The organism is Tistrella mobilis KA081020-065, from assembly GCF_000264455.2.
Taxonomy (GTDB): Bacteria; Pseudomonadota; Alphaproteobacteria; order Tistrellales; family Tistrellaceae; genus Tistrella; species Tistrella mobilis.
Genome location: NC_017958.1, coordinates 497073 through 517268, shown reverse-complemented (window position 1 = coordinate 517268; position 20196 = coordinate 497073). Strand labels below are relative to the sequence as shown.

General features: G+C 64.4%; 19 protein-coding genes and 1 CRISPR repeat array. Of the genes, 10 read left to right on the top strand and 9 right to left on the bottom strand.

The genetic code is table 11. The features are described from left to right. The first annotated feature begins 47 nt into the window (after positions 1 to 47). From TMO_RS26120 to TMO_RS30935, 3 genes are all read left to right on the top strand, one after another. Positions 48 to 1733 (top strand): hypothetical protein, encoded by a 1686-nt coding sequence (locus TMO_RS26120; protein WP_041607614.1) that lies wholly within the window; start codon positions 48 to 50, stop codon positions 1731 to 1733. Between the two features lie 2 nt (positions 1734 to 1735). Beyond that, on the top strand, positions 1736 to 2764 hold the full coding sequence (locus TMO_RS30940; protein ID WP_145978448.1) for a PfkB family carbohydrate kinase: 1029 nt from the start codon (positions 1736 to 1738) through the stop codon (positions 2762 to 2764). 63 nt (positions 2765 to 2827) lie between these two features. Continuing rightward, complete coding sequence (locus tag TMO_RS30935) at positions 2828 to 4420, top strand: hypothetical protein (RefSeq protein ID WP_014748067.1); 1593 nt, start codon at positions 2828 to 2830, stop codon at positions 4418 to 4420. Between the two features lie 87 nt (positions 4421 to 4507). Here the strand turns inward: TMO_RS30935 and TMO_RS26115 are convergent, their stop codons facing one another. The 3 genes from TMO_RS26115 to TMO_RS26105 are packed head-to-tail and all read right to left on the bottom strand — an operon-like array spanning position 4508 to position 6782. After that, entirely contained in the window at positions 4508 to 5035 is a 528-nt protein-coding gene (locus tag TMO_RS26115; RefSeq protein ID WP_014748066.1) for an ureidoglycolate lyase, read from the bottom strand. 8 nt (positions 5036 to 5043) lie between these two features. Further along, the gene (alc, locus tag TMO_RS26110) at positions 5044 to 6057 is read right to left on the bottom strand and encodes an allantoicase (protein WP_014748065.1); all 1014 of its coding nucleotides are present in this window, start codon (positions 6055 to 6057) and stop codon (positions 5044 to 5046) included. Between the two features lie 41 nt (positions 6058 to 6098). Then, the gene (locus tag TMO_RS26105; protein WP_014748064.1) at positions 6099 to 6782 is read right to left on the bottom strand and encodes a FadR/GntR family transcriptional regulator; all 684 of its coding nucleotides are present in this window, start codon (positions 6780 to 6782) and stop codon (positions 6099 to 6101) included. A 278-nt stretch (positions 6783 to 7060) separates the two neighbouring features. Between TMO_RS26105 and TMO_RS26100 the strand changes: the two genes are divergently transcribed. The 5 genes from TMO_RS26100 to TMO_RS32985 all read left to right on the top strand — a co-directional run bounded on the left by TMO_RS26100 (position 7061) and on the right by TMO_RS32985 (position 11779). After that, positions 7061 to 7879: a transporter substrate-binding domain-containing protein gene (locus TMO_RS26100; RefSeq protein WP_416069015.1), complete on the top strand. Its 819-nt coding sequence runs from the start codon at positions 7061 to 7063 to the stop codon at positions 7877 to 7879. Positions 7880 to 7964: 85 nt separating this feature from the next. Then, a complete protein-coding gene (locus TMO_RS26095) occupies positions 7965 to 8690 on the top strand; it encodes an amino acid ABC transporter permease (RefSeq protein WP_014748062.1) in 726 nt (241 codons plus the stop codon). Further along, positions 8683 to 9333 (top strand): amino acid ABC transporter permease, encoded by a 651-nt coding sequence (locus tag TMO_RS26090; RefSeq protein ID WP_014748061.1) that lies wholly within the window; start codon positions 8683 to 8685, stop codon positions 9331 to 9333. Before TMO_RS26095 ends, TMO_RS26090 begins: the two co-directional genes overlap by 8 nt. Further along, positions 9320 to 10072, top strand: a complete 753-nt coding sequence (locus TMO_RS26085) for an amino acid ABC transporter ATP-binding protein (protein WP_014748060.1) — start codon at positions 9320 to 9322, stop codon at positions 10070 to 10072. Before TMO_RS26090 ends, TMO_RS26085 begins: the two co-directional genes overlap by 14 nt. A 243-nt stretch (positions 10073 to 10315) precedes the next feature. Continuing rightward, entirely contained in the window at positions 10316 to 11779 is a 1464-nt protein-coding gene (locus TMO_RS32985; RefSeq protein WP_372026495.1) for a PAS domain-containing methyl-accepting chemotaxis protein, read from the top strand. Positions 11780 to 11862: 83 nt separating this feature from the next. On the opposite strand, the gene TMO_RS26075 is transcribed toward TMO_RS32985, so the two are convergent. Further along, the gene (locus TMO_RS26075) at positions 11863 to 12156 is read right to left on the bottom strand and encodes a type II toxin-antitoxin system ParD family antitoxin (RefSeq protein WP_014748058.1); all 294 of its coding nucleotides are present in this window, start codon (positions 12154 to 12156) and stop codon (positions 11863 to 11865) included. 58 nt (positions 12157 to 12214) lie between these two features. Continuing rightward, positions 12215 to 12641: direct repeats of the CRISPR family, unit length 32 nt; unit sequence GTTTCAATCCACGCACCCGCAAGGGGTGCGAC. Positions 12642 to 12986: 345 nt separating this feature from the next. Here TMO_RS26075 and TMO_RS26070 point away from each other — a divergent pair. Further along, positions 12987 to 14405, top strand: coding sequence for an NAD(P)/FAD-dependent oxidoreductase (locus tag TMO_RS26070; protein WP_014748056.1), 1419 nt, complete (start codon positions 12987 to 12989; stop codon positions 14403 to 14405). Between the two features lie 20 nt (positions 14406 to 14425). On the opposite strand, the gene TMO_RS26065 is transcribed toward TMO_RS26070, so the two are convergent. Continuing rightward, positions 14426 to 14896 (bottom strand): Lrp/AsnC family transcriptional regulator, encoded by a 471-nt coding sequence (locus TMO_RS26065; protein ID WP_014748055.1) that lies wholly within the window; start codon positions 14894 to 14896, stop codon positions 14426 to 14428. A gap of 197 nt (positions 14897 to 15093) precedes the next feature. Here TMO_RS26065 and TMO_RS26060 point away from each other — a divergent pair, with 197 nt between their 5' ends. Further along, positions 15094 to 16110, top strand: a complete 1017-nt coding sequence (locus TMO_RS26060; RefSeq protein ID WP_014748054.1) for a 1-aminocyclopropane-1-carboxylate deaminase — start codon at positions 15094 to 15096, stop codon at positions 16108 to 16110. Positions 16111 to 16164: 54 nt separating this feature from the next. Here TMO_RS26060 and TMO_RS26055 read toward each other — a convergent pair whose 3' ends face one another. The 4 genes from TMO_RS26055 to TMO_RS26040 are packed head-to-tail and all read right to left on the bottom strand — an operon-like array spanning position 16165 to position 20091. Beyond that, a complete protein-coding gene (locus tag TMO_RS26055) occupies positions 16165 to 17154 on the bottom strand; it encodes an ABC transporter ATP-binding protein (protein WP_014748053.1) in 990 nt (329 codons plus the stop codon). Beyond that, complete coding sequence (locus TMO_RS26050) at positions 17151 to 18161, bottom strand: ABC transporter ATP-binding protein (protein ID WP_014748052.1); 1011 nt, start codon at positions 18159 to 18161, stop codon at positions 17151 to 17153. The genes TMO_RS26055 and TMO_RS26050 overlap by 4 nt, the downstream gene beginning before the upstream one ends. Further along, a complete protein-coding gene (locus TMO_RS26045) occupies positions 18161 to 19075 on the bottom strand; it encodes an ABC transporter permease (RefSeq protein ID WP_014748051.1) in 915 nt (304 codons plus the stop codon). Before TMO_RS26045 ends, TMO_RS26050 begins: the two co-directional genes overlap by 1 nt. After that, complete coding sequence (locus TMO_RS26040; RefSeq protein WP_014748050.1) at positions 19072 to 20091, bottom strand: ABC transporter permease; 1020 nt, start codon at positions 20089 to 20091, stop codon at positions 19072 to 19074. Before TMO_RS26040 ends, TMO_RS26045 begins: the two co-directional genes overlap by 4 nt. Positions 20092 to 20196 lie beyond the last annotated feature (105 nt).

Genomic DNA, 20196 nt, shown 5'->3' with positions numbered 1-20196 from the left:
TTGCTTCAACTGAGGGGCCGTAGGGCATCGTTGGCGGGGGCGCGAAGATGGTTGATCTCGATAGTGCTTTCGGCAGCCGAACTCGCCTCATCATGGAAAACCGCGGCCTACTGATCCCGGGGCAAAGCGTCGCTGGCGCGTTTCGCCGTCTCATAGACAAACTATGCCAAATCGATGCTGAGCTGGGCGGCGCGGACACAGCCGACTTCGGCGCACGGCTTGAAACGTTGATTCACGAGGGCATAGTGGTGTTGGGGACGCCGCTTCTACAGAATGTCGCACAAGAGATATCTTCCGCGGCGGCTTGTACTGTATTGCGCCCGCGTTGTGACAGCCAACTTGAGCCGGACTCGGAATTGCTGCGCACGTCGGCAGCGTTGCTGGCCGAGGCAACCGGCGTTGGCTTCGACTTGTCGGAGCTTGCTTGGCCCGACTTATGCTTGCCGCAGCTCAATGCCCACCTTGTCGCAGTGGACCACGAATTGCGGGCTGCAAATAAGCGCCCCGCGGCGGGCATGGCGACCTTGCGTGACGATCATCCACGTATCAGGGCGTTCCTGCGGGCCAAGCGCAACGTCGATTTTGCTGAATGGCGGCTCAACATCTCAATGTTGGCTTCAGATGCATTTTTTCAGGCGGTCGAGGTCGATAAGGCTTGGGAGTTGCGTGACTGCTCCGGAAATGTGGTCGAGATATTATCGGCGCGCGATTTGCTCCGTGAGATCGCAGTCTCGGCGCATTATTGCGGGGATCCGGGTGTGTTGTTCCGTGATCGCCTCGAACGTGACAATCCGACTCCGCAATGGCCCTATGTCAGTACTGCTCCTTGTGCGGAGCTGGCAATGGCGCAGGGCGATGCATGTCATTTCAGCTACATTAACGTTAGTAATCTCGTACGGGGCGATGCGCTGGATATGGCATTGCTGGGAGAAGTTGCCGCTCTTCTTGTGCGCATGCTTGATGCGGTGACCGAAGTGACCGTGCGTGGCCGCAGCGATGCGCTTCCCCTGGTCGCACAGAAACGGCGCATCGGTATTGGCATCACGGGATTCGCCGATCTTCTGCTGCACCTACATTTACCTTATGACAGCCACGCGACCGCGATTTTGGCCGCCGAGATCGCCGAAGTGCTCGACTTTCATACGAAGCGCGCTTCAGTGGCACTGGCGGCAGAACGCGGTGCTTTTCCAGCCATTGCGGAAAGCCGGTTTCGGGATCGCTCCTGGGTGGCCCGCAAGCTTGAGGGCAAATTACTCCGGATCGACCGCGATCAGTGGAATGCGCTGATTGACGATATCATGCGCTACGGTGTGCGCAACGCGTCGACGACCTCAATGCCTCCCAGCGGTACGAGCAGTGAGATCGCTGGTATTTCGAAGAGTTTGGAGCCGTATATTTCATTGCGTGATCGAGACGGCATGCTGTTTAAGGTATTTCGAGATCTGAAATTGGTGCAAGATAAAGACGATGATGAAAATAGGTATGATGATCGACTGCGGAAATTGCCGTTTGTCTCGCTGGCACAGGACATCAAGCCTCTATTTCATTTGATGGTTCAAGCTAGATTTCAATCTTTTCTCGACGACGGCATTTCGAAAACCATCAACCTCGATCAGAACTGTACCGTGGATGCCGTGTTTGAGCTTTTTCGTGATGCCTATCGCTGTGGTGTGAAGGGCCTAACGGTCTTTCGTGACAACTGCTTGGTCGATCGCGACGATGCGAGGTTATAATAATGCGTAAAGTTGTGGCAGTCGGTCCGAGTCTTGTAGATATCAGCATGACCTTAGCCGATGCTCGGTTTACACGGTTTTGCCAGACTGCGGGCGTAGTTGCAGGTGAGTGGCGCGAGATTGTCTCTGAGGACAATTTTGAGAGATTGCTCGCTGAGCTTGATGTCCTTAATTTTGAAGAGCTGCTCACGGTACCACAGACACATTTCACGGCGGTTGCGGGTGGAAGCACTCTATCGATGCTTGCTGCGCTTGAACCTGCCATCCGCTGTGTCGCGACCTATGTGTCCGTCCTGGCGTTACGAGGCGGTGTGCTGACTCCCGTTGCTAGCTTTTTCGCTCGCGAAATCTGCGCCATGGGAATAATGCATTCCAGCCCTCTGCTCGAAGGTGTTAATCCCACTGGGCTAGTCGTCGCTGGGACGAGGAACCCCGAAAAAATTCTATTATTTTATCCGGGAGTATCGAGATCGAGCGCGGGAATGGATCTTGACGCACTGGCACCTGATTTACTGATTGTTGATGCGTATGAGCTTCAGCAGGGTGATCTCGCCGAGATGCTCCACCGGTGCATCGAAGCGCGTCGCTTCCGGATAGCATTGTCGCTGGGCAATCATGTGATCTTGGTGGGAAGAACCTTGCGCCGGCTTCTCGACCATATCCGCATGGGCCGTATCTTCGCGATTGCGGGTAACTTGGCTGAATATCGTACATTGATGCCTGATGTGTCTGAATCTTATCTTACGCATTTCGGTTTTTCCAGTCACCCGATACGGCATTTTGTTCCCTTTTCATTGCTGACAATGGGTGAGGGGGGGATGGTTGCAAACTGGAGGAATGTAAGCGCTGCGGCGGACGCTGTGCCCGTCCGATCGGAGGACATTGTGAACACATCTGGGGCGGGGGATGCTGCTGCCGGTGTTTTTTTTGTTGGTGCGATCAACAACAAGCCTCTCGGCGAGACGTTGTCGCGTGCGGCGCAGATGGCCAGCCGGGTGCTTAAGGTCCCTGGTAGCTTAGTACTGGGGTGATCAAAATGACCGCAAGGGCTTCTATCTCTATAGAATTTTGCGGAGGTTGGGGGGGGAGCAAAGTTGATTGATGAAAATCCTATTTTTTTCAAGAGTAGGTTTGCCCCGGAATATTTCGAGCATATGACTGAAAGGTTACGGCTAGCCTCTGACGAGGTGGTGGCAGTACAGGGCCGCGACGATTGCAAGGGCCAGATCCGGATCGCCTCCATGGGGGTTTCCTGCTCCACCTTCTTCAAGCCCGTCATAGGTTATGGAGACAAGGCCCACAGAGCCTCTCAGGCCTTTCTCGACGAATTTGACAAGCTCATGAATGCGATTGTTGAATTGAACCGTAGGAAAATCTCATTATCCCTCCGGTTTATACTAGCTTACCCCTTTTCAGATTATGCGATGCGGTTGATGATGCGAGAGAAAGAGCAGCAGAAGCCGGTCTGGGACATCTTCGATCGAGACGATGTCGAATTTGGCGAGCTCGATTTTGGGACCACAAACGGCGAGCATCAGGAAATGTTCGTGCAGTTCCAGAGTAAAACGTTGCAGCAATTTGATTATCTGCGTGAGCGTATTCGTCGGAGTCAAGTAAGCCTCACTTACAATCAGATTGAACTGCGTTTCACGCCTGTCCCGCTCAACTATCGAGGCGTGTTTCTAAATCGGTGTATATATTATGATATATATACATATTCTAAGTTGGAGAACATGTGGCCGGCAGTTGCTAGCCAATTACCTGTGATTTGCGTGCAGAATCTCGAGCAGGAAGCAAAGAGGGAAGGGTATTTCAAAACATTGAGTCAGGATTTTGAGTATATTTGGTATCATGCTGCAACTTTATTGTATGGTGATGCAGTAGATAAGGGAAAAATCCGCCCACCGGAGAATGTCGATCATCGAGACAAGTTCCGCCTGATTGATTCTCGTACGAGTTCTCCCGGATTGCGGGCGTCTGTTAAGCATCTTTCGAAGCATTTCTTCAGAAATTCAGTCCGCATTCATGATGGTCTCAGTCAAGATGCGCAGGTATTTATCGCCTGTAGTTGGGAGGTTAGCTCAATTGGCTGGAAGAAGCCCAATCAGGTGGCACAAGACATCCACGATTTCATTAGCCGTGTATTCTCAAAATCAGCTTCAACTGATGAAGGCTTGAGTGAGGTCTCCTTTACCGTGCAGCCGAAGTATGTCATGGCGGAGGTCGGTGAGAGGATCCCGGATGCAATTTATCAGGCCCTCAATGAAGCTACCTACGCAATCGTTCTATTAACCAAGGATATCGTCACTCGTCGATTTATCGAAAATAAACGAAAAACTATATACTACACAAGATCGAGTGTTGTACATGAGCTTGGCTATTTGAATCATAGAATAAGACGAATTTCCAAAGGTGATCTTCTTACTCTCGTCGAAGAGGGGGTCGAGCCACCCTCCAACGAGTCTGCCTTTGTAATGTACCCGTTTGTGCGAGAAACTGTGGACGGCCGCCTCAGCTTACTTGATACCGTGATGGCTTGGATGGCGCGCAGCCTCTGTGCATTCGACCAGATGGCCTATGTGCGTGCGTGTCAGATACTTTATGAAAAGCAACTTATATCCAGCTGGCCGAACGAACGATTTCCTCTTGAATTGGAAATTTACCTCAAATTGCGAGGATTTATTTAAGAATATTAGATCATATTCTTCAAGTTAATTACAATGAAGGGCCTTTGACTATTGTGGTGCCCCCTGGCGCCGAGCCCGCGGGAGGCGTCAAACCTCCTGCGGCAGCAGCAGCGGGCCGGTGCCGGGGGCGAAGACGTGTTCGTTGAGGTTGCAGCCGGGGCCCTTGCGGTCGACGACCAGAAGATGGGCCATGTCCAGCACCGTGAGCGGCAGGTGCCAGGTGCCGCGGCGATAGCTGACGCCCTGGCGGCCGTCGGTGACGAAGGCCTGCATGTTTGCCGGATCGGGCTGGCGGCTGGCGGCCGGCGCCACCACGATTACGAAGCGGCAGCGGGTGAGCGGCATGAAGGCCTGGCTGCCGAGGGGGTGACGTTCCATCACCTCGATCACCAGCGGCAGCGAGACCGCTTCATGGGCCTGAAACAGGCTGATCGCACCATAGCCCTCGTCATCCGTCTCCACCCGCGCGAGCTGATCATAGCGCAGCGTCGTGCCGCCATTGATCGCGATCGGCGCGCGGCCGGGATCGGCGGCGTCGAGAACCTCGCCGAAGGGGGCGAAGGCCGCGCGGGTCAGGTGCCGCGGCCTTAAGATGGTGCGGGGATAAGCCTGCATCTGGACGCTCACTCCATGGCGCCGGGCACACCGAAGATGCGCAGCCGGTTGACGCCGCCGTCGGGGAAGATGTTGAAGCGGATGTGGGACACCACGCGATCCGCATCGGGCGTAAAGCCGTGCGGCGCATCTGGTCCGAGCTTGCGGGAGGTCAGGATCTCTGCCCAGAACAGGCTTTGCGGCACGGTGGCCGCATCCGCGGCATCGGGCGCCATCACGCCCTGAACCGAGCAGGTGTCGGGATAATTACCCTTGAACTCACGCGTGTCGATTTCGATAAATGCAACCCTGCCCGGCGTCGCCAGACGAATGATGCACCAGTCGTGGCCGGGTTCGCGCCGCCGCCGGGTTTCCCAGCCATCCTCCATGCGTGGCGCAAGGCCGGGCAGCAGCAGGTTGCGCGGGTCGCCGTAATGAGCATCGTTCCAGGCGATCACCCGGGCGCCGCCCAGGGCCGAGGACAGCTCCACCAGCCCGTCGGCGCGCGGCGCCGGCAGGCCGGCCGGGCGGCCCAGAATGCGCAGCCGCGCAACCCCGCCATCAGGGAAGATGTCGAGCTTCAGATGTGTCCAGGGCTGCCCCTCCGCCGTGCGCACCGCCGGATCGGGCAGGAAGGCGTTGGGGGCATCGCCCTGAAGCGGCACGGGGGCCAGGATCGGCTGCCAGCGCGGATCATCGGCAGCGGGGGTCTCGGCCAGGTCGGCTGCGGCCAGCGCCCACAGACCGGCGGCGGCGGGATAGTTGCCGGTGAAATGGCGGGTGTCGATCTCGATCGCGTCGATCCAGCCGGGGGCGGCCAGCGCCAGCACGCACCAGTCATGGCCGTCATCGCGCCGGCGGCGGGTTTCCCAGCCATCCATCCACTTGCCGGCCTCGTCGTATCTGCCGGGGATGAAGACCGGGGCGGCATCGTCGATCAGCCGCTCCAGCGCCCCGAAGAACTGGTCGGAACAGCTGAGCGTGCGCGCACCCAGCGCGCGGGAGGCGAGGTTGACGGCGGCGGTGGGGGCAAAGCTCGGCATGGATCTGATGTCCGTTTCGTTCATGGGGGCTGAAAGCACGATCAGGGCCGCAGCACGCCGACACCGGCGCGGCTGGCGGCGGACAGGATGTGGCGGTGCATGGCATCGCGCGCGCCCTGCGGGCTGCGGGCACGGATCTGCGCCAGGATGCGTTCATGTTCGTCCAGCGGCGCGCGCACGCTTTCGCGGTTGGCGAAGGGAATGCGCCGGGTTTCGGCCAGCATCGGCCCGGCCGGGCGCATCGCCGCCGGGAAGAGCGGGTTGCCGGCCGCGACCAGTAACCGCTGGTGGAAGTCCCCGTCCGCCTGGGCGGCGCGTACCAGATCGCCCTCGGCAAGCGCCGCGCGCATCTCGGCCACCGTCTCGGCCAGCCGGTCGATTTCGGCATCGGCGGCGGTGATCGCGACCAGCCCCGAGACGAAGGGCTCGATCGCCAGCCGCAGCTGATAGACCCGGGCGGCATGGGTGTAGCGGTCGCCACGCGGCCCCGGGGCGGTGTCGTCGGCGGACGGGTCTGAGACGAAGACGCCCTTGCCGGCCCGCACCCGCACCAGGCCCAGGGTTTCGAGCACGGTCAGCGCTTCCCTGAGCGATGTACGGCTGACACCCAGACGTTCGGCAAGCGTGCGCTGGGCCGGCAGCGCCTCGCCGGGGGCAAGCTCACCCGCCAGGATCATGCGCTGCAGGCGCTCGGCAACGTATTCGGGGACGCTGTCTCCGGCCAAATCCGGCTCCTTCGGCTAGACCGGTCAGACCAGTTGGACCGGCTGGATTTCCGGAAGCATGGCCGGATTTCTATGGGTTTGCAAGCGGATGCCAGGGGTGGCATGCTGGGGTAAGGCAAAAAACGGCGTTGACTCATGCTTAAACAATGGGCACGCTTAAAACATGAGCAGCGGCAACAGGGGGCCGCGGGATGTGCCGGATCCGGCCGTCCCGACCGGGGGTCGGGGCCGGGCGATCAGGGCGAGGCGTCAACAAGCGGGGAGTGCGGGGAATGGCGATGATCAGGCGGATCGGAACCGGGTTGCGGCGGCGCAGCGTGCTGGGGGCGATGGCGGCTGCCGTGCTGGTGGCGGCCGCCGGCGGCTTCGGCATCACGGCCGAGGCGGCGGGGCTGGATGCCATTCAGAAGGCGGGGGTGCTGCGCGTGGCGGTCCCGCAGGATTTCCCGCCCTTCGGCTCCGTCGGCCCCGACATGGCGCCGCGCGGCTATGATGTCGACATGGCCCGGCTGATCGGCGATGCGCTGGGGGTGAAGACCGAGCTGGTGCCGGTGACCAGCGCCAACCGCATCCCGTACCTGACCACCGACAAGGTCGATCTGGTGATCTCCAGCCTGGGCAAGAACCCGGAGCGCGAGGCGGTGATCGACTTCACCAATGCCTATGCGCCGTTCTACAACGGCGTTTTCGGCCCGGCCGATCTGAAGATCGCGGGCGCCGCCGATCTGGCCGGCCATACGGTGGGTGTCACCCGCGGTGCGATCGAGGATCTGGAACTCACCAAGATCGCCCCCGCCGAGGCTACCATCCGCCGTTACGAGGACAATAACGGTACCATCCAGGCCTTCCTGTCGGGGCAGGTGGAGCTGGTGGCGACCGGCAATGTGGTTGCGGCCGCCATTCTGGAGCGCAACCCGCGCACCCGGCCGGAGCCCAAGTTCCTGATCAAGAACTCGCCCTGCTATATCGGCGTCGCGAAGGGAGAGGCGGCACTGGTTGCAAAGGTGAACGAGATCATCGCCGCCGCCAAGGCCGACGGCCGGCTGTCGAAGATTTCGGAAACCTGGCTGGGCGCACCGCTGCCGGCGGATCTCTGAGGCGGCCGGCGGGGCAAGGGGCCGCCCCCTTGCCCCGCGCCATGCGGTCTCCCCATCGGCCCACCGTTCCCGGAAGGGGTCGTCCATGGCCTATCAGTTTGATTTTACGCCGATCCTGACCTATTCCGACGTGCTGCTCCGCGGGGTGGTGCTGACGGTGGAGCTGATCCTGGTCGGCGGCATTTTCGGCGTGTTTCTGGGCATTCTGTGTGCCTGGGCGCGATCGGAGCGGATACCGGTGGCGGCGGGGATCGTGGCCGCCTATGTCGAGCTGATCCGCAACACGCCGTTCATCGTGCAGCTGTTCTTCATCTTCTTCGGCCTGCCCGCGGCGGGTGTGCGGCTGGGCGAGGTGGAGGCGGCGATGATCGCCATGGTGGTCAATCTCGGCGCCTATTCGGCCGAGATCATCCGCGCCGGCATTCAGGCCGTACCCAGGGGGCAGTGGGAGGCGGCGGCGAGCCTGGGCATGACCCGGGCGGAATGCTTCCGCCATGTCGTGCTGGTGCCGGCGCTGCGCAAGATCTGGCCGGCGCTGTCCAGCCAGATCGTCATCGTGATGCTGGGCTCGTCGGTCTGCTCGCAGATCGCGGCCGAAGAGTTGAGCTTCGCCGCCAATTTCATCCAGTCGCGCAGCTTCCGCGCTTTCGAGGCCTATCTGGCGGCGACCGCGATCTATCTGGCCCTCGCCATCCTGACCCGGATGATCCTGCGCCGGCTGGGCGACCGGCTGCTCTACAGGGCATCACGCCGTGCGGCCCTGAGCGCCGGCCGGGCTGCGCCCGCCACCGGAGGTGCGGTCCATGGTTGAGTTCGGTACGCTCGACATCCTGCGCAACCTGATCGATGCCGCGCTCTGGACCGTGGTGCTGTCGGTGATCGCCTTTGCCGGCGGTGCCGTGGTCGGGCTGGTGGCGCTGTTCGCCCTGGTCTCGGGCCGGCGCCTGCCGGTGATGCTGGCGCGCGGTTATGTCGAAGCCTTCCAGGGCACGCCGCTGCTGATGCAGCTGTTCCTGATCTTCTTCGGCCTGCCGCTGGCGGGGATCGAGGTCTCGGCCTGGACGGCGGCGATCGTGTCGCTGGTGCTGTTCACCGGCGCCTTCCTGGCCGAGATCTGGCGCGGCTGCGTGGAGGCGGTGCCCAAGGGCCAGTCCGAGGCCGCCCAGGCCCTGGCCATGTCTTATGTGGAGCGCATGCGCTGGGTGATCCTGCCCCAGGCGATGCGGATCGCGGTGCCGCCGACGGTCGGCTTCTCGGTTCAGGTGGTCAAGGGGACGGCGCTGACCTCGATCATCGGTTTCGTGGAACTGGCCAAGGCCGGGACGATGATCGCCAATGCCACCTTCGAACCCTTCACCGTTTATGGTTTCGTGGCGCTGATCTATTTCGCGCTCTGCTACCCGCTGTCATTCGCCGCCCGCCGGCTGGAAAGGAGGCTCCATGTCGCCCGCTGATCAGATGCGGCCGCTGGTCGAACTGGCCGGTATCCGCAAGAGTTTCGGCCTGGTCGAGGTGCTGAAGGGGGTCGATCTCTCGGTCGAAGAGGGCCGGGTGGTGGCGCTGATCGGCCGCAGCGGATCGGGCAAGAGCACCTTGCTGCGGATCATCAACGGCCTGGAACGGCCGACCGACGGCGTGGTGACGGTGGACGGCGAACGCGCCGACGGCCGTGAAAGCGAGCGGGAGCTGAAGGCGCTGCGGCTGAAGGTCGGCATGGTCTTCCAGCAGTTCAACCTGTTCCCGCATCTCTCGGCCGGCGGCAATGTGATGCTGTCGCTGAAGGTGGTGAAGAAGATGGGCACGGCCGAGGCCGAGGCGGTGGCGCGCGAGATGCTGGCCAAGGTGGGCCTCGCCGACCGCTTCGATCACACGCCCGATCAGCTGTCGGGCGGCCAGCAGCAGCGCGTGGCGATCGCCCGGGCGCTGGCGATGCGGCCCAGAGTGCTGCTCTGCGACGAGATCACCTCGGCGCTCGATCCTGAGCTTGTGGCCGAGGTGCTGGCGGTGGTGCGCCGTCTGGCCGAAGAGGGCATGACCCTGGTGATGGTCACCCACGAGATGCGCTTCGCCCGCGAAGTCTGCGACGAGTTGGTGTTCATGCATCAGGGCCGGATTCACGAGCGTGGTGCGCCTGCCGAACTGTTCGCTGCACAGCGTACGCCGGAGCTGGCGGCGTTCATCGGCGGGCACTGAACGCGAAGACTGTTTATCATAAGAAACCAGCGAGAGAAAATCACGTATCCGGACAAGATAGGACAGCTTTCCTGAATATTCTGCAGGCGTTGCGGCGCTTCGTCGCAAGTTCCCACCCTTAACGTATTCTTCATCGCCCGCACATGAAGATGCTGCGCAGGTTCACACCATCAACAGGCGCGCATCATGTTCTGGCGGAAGAATGACGGTATGCAGGGGGCCGACGGAGAAGCGGCCCGTCAGATGGAACTCCTCGGCCGGTATGCAGGCGTCGGCTTGTGGGACGCGGTGCTCTATCAGGGCGACGCGATGCATGCCAAGGCCTCGTGGCACTTCTCGGACGAGTTCCGCCGGCTGGTGGGCTTTGCCCATGGCGACCGGCAGGGTTTCCCCGACAAGGTCCAGTCCTGGTCCGACCGGCTGCATCCGGAGGATTCCGGCTATACCTTCGAGGCATTCGCCGCCTGCCTGAACGACAAGAGCGGCCGCACCGGCTATGACGTCACCTACCGGCTGAAGATGAAGGACGGCAACTGGCGCTGGTTCCGTGCCGTGGGCGGTGTCGCCCGCGACGCCCAGGGCAACCCGCTGCGCGCCTGCGGCTCGCTGATCGACGTGCATGACCAGAAGGTCGATGTCGAGCGCATGGCCCTGCTGGCGCGCCATGCCGGTATCGGTCTTTGGGATGCCCTGCTCTACGAGGGCGACGCCATGCATCCGAAGGCACAGTGGCGTTTTTCGGGCGAATTCCGTCGCCTGGTGGGCTTCGGGTCCGACGATCTGACCGGCTTCCCCGACAAGGTGAACGCCTGGTCCGACCGTATCCATCCCGAGGACACCGCAGCGACTTTCGACGCCTTCGGTGCCTGCCTGAACGATCGCAGCGGCCGCACCGGCTATGACGTCGCCTATCGGTTGAAGATGAAGGACGGCAGTTACCGGTGGTTCAAGGCGATCGGCGGCGTGGCCCGCGACGCCAAGGGCAACCCGCTGCGTGCCTGCGGCTCTCTGATCGACATCCATGCCCAGAAGCTGGCGGAGCTTGAGAACGAGCGCGCCGAGGCCAATCGCCGCAAGGGCATCCACGACATCGCCGACACGCTCTCGGCCCGGGTCGGCAGCTCGGCCGATCGGGCGACCGCCAACACCCAGGTCGTGGCGACGGCGACCGAGGAACTTTCGGCCTCGGTGGGCGAAATCGCCGCCCGTTCCAGCGCGGCCGCCAATGCGTCGGCCACCGCGGCGAACGAGGCGACGCGCACCAACGAGACGGTGCAGGCCCTGGTTGCGGCCGGCGAGCGGATCGGCGTGGTCATCAAGCTGATCAACAACATCGCCAGCCAGACCAATCTTCTGGCGCTGAACGCCACCATCGAGGCCGCCCGCGCCGGCGAGGCCGGCAAGGGCTTCGCGGTGGTGGCCGGCGAGGTGAAGAACCTCGCCCAGCAGACCGCCTCGGCCACCGACGAAATCGTCGAACAGATCGCCTCGGTCCAGCGCGAGGCTGCCCGCACGGTGGACGCGATCCACGCGATCTCGGCCGCCATCGGCGAGGTTCAGACCATCTCGGCCTCGATCGCCTCGGCGGTGGCCCAGCAGGACGCGGCCGCGCGCGAGATTTCCGCCAGCATCACTCAGGTCGCCCGCGATGTGGGCGACGTGTCGGAAAATGTCGGCGCGGTGACCCGGCAGCTTCGGGCCGGGTGAGCGGACGGGGCGGACGGCCAGGAACGGACGGAATGCCGCCGGGGAGGGGACTCTCCGGCGGTTTTTCTTTGGGGTGGGCCGCCTCAGCGTTGTGGGGGCCGCATGGTCGGGGCCGGTGCCCGGAACCGACGCCGTGCCTCGGCTTTGACCTCCGCCATGGTCGCAAGCGTGCTGCGGCCGCTCTCAAGCCCCTCTTGCACGGCTGCACGCAGCTCTTCGACCGTGTAGCCCGGCAGGTCGCGCCGCTCCTTCCATTCCCGCACGGCATCCTGCACGACATCGGCCGCGGTCGCATACTCTCCGGAGGAGACTGCGGCATGAACGGCGTCGGTCAGTTCCGGTGCGAGAGTGATGGAGATTCTGCTGGTGGTGGCCATCTCCTACCTCCTGATCCGGCGATGTCCATGCGTCCCGGAGCGGTCGATCGGCGCTTTGTTACTAATCCACGCACCCGCAAGGGGTGCAACCGTATTACAAATCAAAACGGTGCGGGCATCTGCGGTTTCAATCCACGCACCCGCAAGGGGTGCGACCTCGATGCCGAGCGTGTCGGCACCGAGCACCGCGGTTTCAATCCACGCACCCGCAAGGGGTGCGACCTCCCTGTAAAGCGGTTTGTTTCGATTTTTTCGGTTTCAATCCACGCACCCGCAAGGGGTGCGACGCACACCCCGGCGGGCTGGCGGGGATCGCCGCGGTTTCAATCCACGCACCCGCAAGGGGTGCGACGAGGCACCCGGGGCACTCCACTCGGTCGTCATCGAGTTTCAATCCACGCACCCGCAAGGGGTGCGACCTGTCGATGGCGCGTCATACACCGCGTCGAAGGTGTTTCAATCCACGCACCCGCAAGGGGTGCGACTCACCCCCTTTTAATATCCTGATTCAGCGTCGGAAAAAAGCCGATTTGCGCGAACCTCGGGGCGAGATATGCGGTGGTATGTGTGTGACGTCACTGCAAAATGCAGGTGTTTGAAAGATAAGGGGAATCTGGCGTGCGAACCTCCCGGGGTTTTTACGTGTGCTTGGGGTTCGCGGAGATCGGGGCTGAGGGAGGGATGATCGCCCGGGGGTGGGGTGGCTTGCAAGGGGGATATGCGCGGGGGGCCCGGGCAGGGGGAACCCGCGGGTCCGGGGCGTGGTTCGGGTGGCGGATGGGGGGATGTCTGCCCATATGATAGTGCGCCACAGCAGCAGGAGCCGGATCATGGCCGATCTTCATCCGCCCGAGGTGACCACCGCTTCGGATCGTGTTCCGGCGCCCGGCGAGGTTCGGGCCAATGGACGGCGGCCGCGGGTGGTGATCGCAGGTGCCGGCTTCGGCGGATTGCAGGCGGCGAAGGCGCTGGACGGAGCGCCGGTGGAGGTGATCGTCGTCGACCGGCAGAACCACCACCTGTTTCAGCCGCTGCTGTATCAGGTGGCGACCGCGACCCTGTCGCCCGCCGACATCGCCTGGCCGATCCGCGCCATCCTGCGCCGGCAGGCCAATGCCACGGTGCTGATGGCCGAGGTGGACGGCGTCGACACCGCGCGGCGCGAGCTGCGGGCCGGGGCGGCGCGCATTCCCTATGACCAGCTGATCCTGGCCACGGGCGCCACCCATTCCTATTTCGGCCATGACGACTGGGCGGGGGCGGCACCGGGGCTGAAGCGGATCGAGGATGCGACCACCATCCGGCGGCGGATCCTGCTCGCCTTCGAGCGGGCCGAGATGGCGCGGTCGGATGACGAGCGGCGCCGGCTGCTGACCTTCGTGGTGGTGGGCGGCGGCCCGACCGGCGTGGAGATGGCGGGCGCCATCGTCGAGATCGCCCGCAAGGTGCTGCCGCCGGATTTCCGGCTGGTCGATCCGCGCGCCGCCCGCATCGTGCTGGTCGAGGCCGGGCCGCGCATCCTGCCCGCCTTCCCCGAGGATCTGTCGGATTATGCCCGGCGCTCGCTGGACAGCATGGGCGTCGAGGTGGCGACGGGTGTGCGGGTCACCGCCTGCGACATGGATGGCGTGTCGGTGGCCCTGGCCGAGGGCGTGACGCCGGCCGCGGGCAGCGCGATCGAGGGCGGGCGGATTCCGGCCTCGACCATCATCTGGGGCGCGGGCGTGGTCGCTTCCCCCGCCGGCAGATGGATCGAGGCACCGCGCGATCGCGCCGGACGGATCCAGGTCGGCCCCGATCTGAGCGTGCCGGGGCACCCCGAGATCTTTGCGATCGGCGACACCGCCGCCGTCACCGGCCCCGAGGGCCGGCCGGTGCCGGGTATTGCGCCGGCCGCCAAGCAGATGGGCGATTATGTGGCGCGGGTGATCCGCGCCCGAGTGACCGGGACGGCCGTGCCCGGCCCCTTCGCCTATCGTCATGAGGGCGATCTGGCGACCGTCGGCCGGCGATCGGCGGTGGTGAAACGCGGCGGGCTGAAGCTGACCGGCTTCACCGGCTGGGCGTTCTGGGGCATCGCCCATGTCTATTTCCTGGTCGGGCTGCGCTATCGCATCGCCGTGGCGTTCAAATGGCTGTGGGATTATCTGACCCTGCAGCGCGGTGCCCGGCTGATCACCGGTACGGAGAAGGACGGACCGGTGGGCCAGGCGGTGGTGCCGGTGGCTGAAGAGGCGCGGCGAGGCTGAGCCCCCGTCAGACCGCCCCCTCACACGGGCAGTTCGGTGGTCGACAGGATTTCTTTCAGCACGAAAAAGGTGCGGATCTGGCGCACGCCAGGAAGTTTGATAATTTCGCCAGCGTGCAACTTGTTGAAGCGGGCGAGGTCGCGGGTGCGGAGCAGGAGGAAATAGTCCACCTCGCCCGCCACCAGATGGCATTCCAGGCAGCCGCTGAGGCTGCGGGCTGCGGTTTCGAAATCTTCGAAGCTTTCGGGGGTGGAGCGGTCGAGCACCACGCCGACGAAAACCAGCGTTGTCATGTCGACCGCTTCCGGATCGATCATGGCGACCGTGCGGCGAATGATACCGCGCGCCTTCAGCTTTTCCACCCGGCGCAGGCAGGCGGTGGCACTGAGATGGACCCTCTGGGCCAGCGCGGTGTTCGGCAGATCCGCATCGCGCTGCAACTGGCGCAGGATGTTGCGGTCGATGCGGTCCAGGCTGTGATCCTCTTCCATGTCGGGCCCCTTCGGCTGACGCAGAAAAACTGCGTGATTACCGTAAATGATGCAATCAGGCGCAATAAATTGTCGAGATCGAGACCAATTCTTCGAGAATGTGGCCCGATAACGCATTTGCCTGAAGCTTGGGCCCGCAACAGGATTCCAGGGTGGACGGAGGGAGCCGCCCACAACTTTCGAGGGAGGTTGCGACCATGCATCTGGATCGTTTCGCGCGCCATCGCCTGACCTTCGGCCCGACCCCGATCGAGCGGCTGGACCGGCTGTCGGCGGCGCTGGGCGGGCACGTCACCATCTGGGCCAAGCGCGAGGACTGCAATTCGGGCCTGGCCTTCGGCGGCAACAAGCTGCGCAAGCTGGAATATCTGGTGCCCGAGGCCCTGGCCCAGGGGGCCGACACGCTGGTCACCATCGGCGGCATCCAGTCCAACCACACCCGCCAGGTGGCGGCGGTGGCGGCGAAGTTGGGGCTGCGCTGCCGGCTGGTGCAGGAAAACTGGGTCGATTATCACGATGCGGTCTATGACCGGGTCGGCAATATCCTGATGAGCCGGATCATGGGCGCGGAGGTCGAGCTGGTCGATGCCGGCTTCGGCATCTCGTTCAAGGAAAGCTGGGAACAGGCGCTCGACGATGTCCGCCGCCGCGGCGGCCGGCCCTATGCCATCCCGGCCGGGGCGTCGGATCATCGCCTGGGCGGGCTGGGCTTCGTGGGCTTTGCCGAAGAGGTGCGAGCGCAGGAACGCGAGCTGGGCGTGCACTTCGACCATGTCATCGTCTGTTCGGTGACCGGCAGCACCCAGGCCGGCATGGTGGTGGGTTTCGCCGCCGACGGCCGTGCGCAACAGGTGATCGGCATCGACGCCTCCGCCACCCCCGACGAGACCCATGCCCAGATCCTGCGGATCGCAGAGCGCACCGCCGATCTGGTCGGGCTGGGCCGGCCGATCACGGCCGACGACGTGGTGCTGGAGCGCGGCTATGCCTACCCGTCCTATGGCGTGCCCTCGGCCGGGACCAATGACGCGATCCGGCTGGCGGCCCGCACCGAGGGCATGATCACCGACCCGGTCTATGAGGGCAAATCCATGCAGGGGATGATCGATCTGATCCGCAGCGGCCGGATCCCGAAGGGCGCCAATGTGCTCTATGCCCATCTGGGCGGGGTACCGGCGATCAACGCCTACAGCTTCCAGTATCGCAACGGTTGAGGATCAGCCGGGGGCGGCACCGTCGATCATCTGACGGTCGGCTGCCCCCGCATCTCACGCCGCCCTGAGTTCCGGGATCGGCGGTTCCAGCTCTCCGGCATAGTGGCAGGCGACCTGGTGGTCGTCGGGGAAGCGGCGCAGGGCCGGTTTTTCGGTGCGGCAGCGGTCGGTGGCGAAGGGGCAGCGGCCGGCGAAGCGGCAGCCCGGGGGCGGGTCGATCGGGCTCGGCGGTTCGCCGGTGATGGTGAAGCGGTCCGCAGGCGCCCCGCCGGCATGACGTTCCGGCGACAGCGCCGAGGCCATCAGCGACCAGGTATAGGGATGGCGGGCACTGGCGAAGAGCCGGCCGGTCGGGGCCTGTTCGACGAATTCGCCCAGATACATCACCGCCACCCGGGTGCAGATGTGCTGCACCACCGCCAGATCGTGCGAGATGAAGACGTAAGTGAGGCCGCGATCGCGCTGCAGGCCCTTGAGCAGGTTCAGGATCTGGGCCTGGATGGCGACGTCCAGCGCCGAGACCGGCTCGTCGCAGACCACCAGTTTCGGGCTGGTGACCATGGCCCGCGCGATGCACAGCCGCTGGCGCTGGCCGCCCGAGAACTGGTGCGGGAACAGCCGGCGGGCATCGGGGTGCAGCCCCACCTGCCGGAACATGGCGTCGACCCGGGCGTCGCGGTCGGATTTCGCGCCCAGATTCATCAGGTCCAGCGGCTCGCGCACGGCGGCCCCGGCGCGCAGCCGCGGGTTCAGCGACGAGAACGGGTCCTGAAACACCATCTGGATCATCGGGCGGAGCCGGCGCAGCGCCTCGCCCGCGGCGGTGCCGAGATCATGGCCGTCGAGGCGGATGTGACCCTCGACCGGATCGACCAGACGCATCAGGGCGCGGGCGGTGGTGGATTTGCCCGAGCCGCTTTCGCCGACGATGCCGAAGCATTCCCCCTCTGCGACCTGGAAGCTGACCCCGTCGACCGCATGCACGGTCTTGCCCGAGGGCAGGGGAAAATGGACCTTGAGGTCTTCGACCGAAAACAGGCTCATGGCCGCGCCTCCGCGGAATGGGGGGGGACGTGCCAGCAGAGTGCCGTATGGGCGGGGCCGGTCGGCACCAGCGGCGGCGCCTCGGCATGGCAGCGGGCATCGGCCAGGCCGCAGCGCGGACCGAAGCGGCAGGCACGCGGGAAGCGGCCGAGCGGCGGCACCATGCCCGGGATCTCGCCCAGGCCGCGCGGGTCCGGCTGAAGGGCGGCGGCCCCCAGGCGGAGCCGTGGCGTGCAGGACATCAGGCCGCGGGTATAGGGATGCGAGGGCGCGCCCAGGATGGCATCGACCGGGCCGCGCTCGACGCATTTGCCGGCATAGAGCACCGCGACCTCGTCGGCCATGTCGGCGACCGCCCCCAGATCATGGGTGATCAGCAGGATGGCGGTGCCGGTGTCCATCTGGAGTTCGCGCAGCAGCCTGAAGATCTGCGCCTGGACGGTGACGTCGAGCGCAGTGGTCGGCTCGTCGGCGATGATCACCCGTGGCCGGCAGGCCAGCGCGATGGCGATCATCACCCGCTGGCGCATGCCGCCCGACAGCTCGTGCGGATAGGCGTCGAGCCGCTGTTCGGGGCCGGGGATGTGGACCGCGCGCAGCATTTCCAGCGCGATCTCGCGCGCTTCCGCCCGGCTGCGGCCCTGGTGCAGTTCGACCACTTCGGCGATCTGCCGTCCCACGGTCATCACCGGGTTGAGCGAGGTCATCGGCTCCTGAAAGATCATCGAGATGGCGTTGCCGCGCAGCTGGCGCAGCCGCGGGGCGGCAAGGCGGGTCAGGTCTTCGCCGTCAAACAGGATCTCGCCGCCGGTGACGGCGAAACGTTCGGGCAGCAGACCCATGGTGGCGAGTGCGGTCATCGACTTGCCGCAGCCGCTTTCTCCGACCACGGCCAGCGTGCGCCCGGCATAAAGGTCGAGCGAGACCCCGTCGAGGACCGAGAGCGACCGGCCGCCGATGTCGACCTCGACCTTCAGATCGCGGATGGAGAGGATCGGATCGGCCATCACCGCTTCCTCAGCTTGGGGTTCAGCGCATCATTGATGCCGTCGCCGACCAGGCTGATCGCCAGGACGGTGATGAAGATCGCCACACCCGGCAGGGTGACGGTCCACCAGGCATCAAGCAGGTAGTTGCGGTTCTGGCCGATGATCAGCCCCCAGGACATGGTGTTGGGATCGCCGAGCCCCAGGAAGCTCAACCCCGCTTCGAACAGGATGGCGGTGCCGACGGCAAGGCCCGCCGCCACCACCAGCGGCGGCAGGGCCCCCGGCAGGATCACCCGGAAGATCAGATAGGCGTCGCGGGCGCCCGAGGTGCGGGCGGCGGCGACATAGTCGAGCTTGCGGATGCGCAGGAATTCCGCCCGGGCAAGGCGGGCCACCTGCGGCCAGGCGACCGCGCCGATCGCGACGGTGATGATCGGCAGCGAGGCGCCGAAGATGGTGACCAGTACCATGGCCAGCAGCAGCGGCGGCAGGATCTGGAAGAATTCCGTCACCTTCATCAGCGCCGCATCCATGACGCCGCCGAAATAGCCGGCGAGCGAGCCGATCAGAATGCCGATCCCCACCGAGATGGCGGCGGCGGTGCCGCCGACCGCAAGCGTCGCCCGGCCGCCGGCGATGATGCCGGCCAGGATGTCGCGGCCCAGATAATCGGTGCCGAAGGGCGCGTAGTCGCCCAAAGGCGGGGTGAAGGGCACGTCGACCATCGAATAGGGATCGACCGGGTAGAGAACCGGCCCGAGGAAGGTTGCAAGCAGCACCAGGGCCAGCAGCAGAATGCCGAGGATGGCCGACTGGTTGCGGGCGAAGGCGCGGAAGAACTCGACGGCCGGATGCACCGGGCGCGGTGCGTCCAGGGCCGGGTCGGCGGCGGGCGCGGTGACGCCTGCGGCGGTGGCGGTCTGGTCGGTCATCGCGGGGCTCCGGTGGCTTTGGGCTTGCGCGCGGCAGCGGGCTTGCGGGTGCGGATGCGCGGATCGACGAGGCCATAGGCGATGTCGGTGAGGATGTTGGCCACCACCACCAGGATCGCCGAGAAGAACAGGATCCCGAGCAGGGTTGGGTAGTCGCGGCGCAGGATGCTTTCGAAGGCGAGCCGGCCGAGGCCCGGCCAGTTGAACACCGTCTCGACCAGCACGGCGCCGGCGAAGAGCTGGCCGAATTGCAGCCCGACCATGGTCACCACCGGGATCAGCGCATTGCGCAGCGCATGGCCATAGACCACGCGACGCTCGCTCAACCCTTTGGCGCGGGCGGTGCGGATGTAATCGGCCCCCAGCACGTCGAGCATGGTGGCGCGCGACAGCCGGGAATAGATCGCGATGTAGATCGAGGCGAGCGTCACCGCCGGCAGCACCAGATGGTGGGCGACATCGGCCACGCTGCCGAGGAAGGTTTCGGCGCCGCGGACATCGGCCATGCCTGAGACCGGGAACAGCGGCAGGATCGACGAGAACAGGATGACCAGCATCAGCCCGGTCCAGAACACCGGCGCCGAATACCCGGCGAGAGAGACCAGCGTCACCAGATAGTTGAGCGGGCCGCGCGGCCGGCGGGCGGAGAAGATGCCGAGCAGGGTGCCGACCAGCACCGCGACCGCAAGTGCCGTCACCACCAGCAGGATGGTGGCCGGCAGCCGCTGGAGGATCAGCGACAGCACCGGTTCCTTGAAATAATAGGAGAAGCCGAAATCGCCGTGGAGGATCTTCCAGACATAGACCCCGAGCTGGACGTGCAGCGGCTGGTCGAGCCCGTATTCCGCCCGCATGCGGGCGATCAGCTCTTCCGAGGCGCCGCCCATCTCGCCGACGATGACCGAGACCGGATCACCCGGCGCCATCTGGATCAGCAGGAAGTTCAGCACCACCACCGCCAGCAGCAGGCCGAGGGTCGATGCCAGGCGGCTGAAAAGGGGAAGCAGGCGTTTCATGTCGTGCCCCGGCTCGTGGATCGGGTGGGACGGGCGGGCGCGGGGGAATGGATGGGGGTGGATGCGGCCCGGGCAGGCCGCACCACCCACGCGCCGGCAGAGACG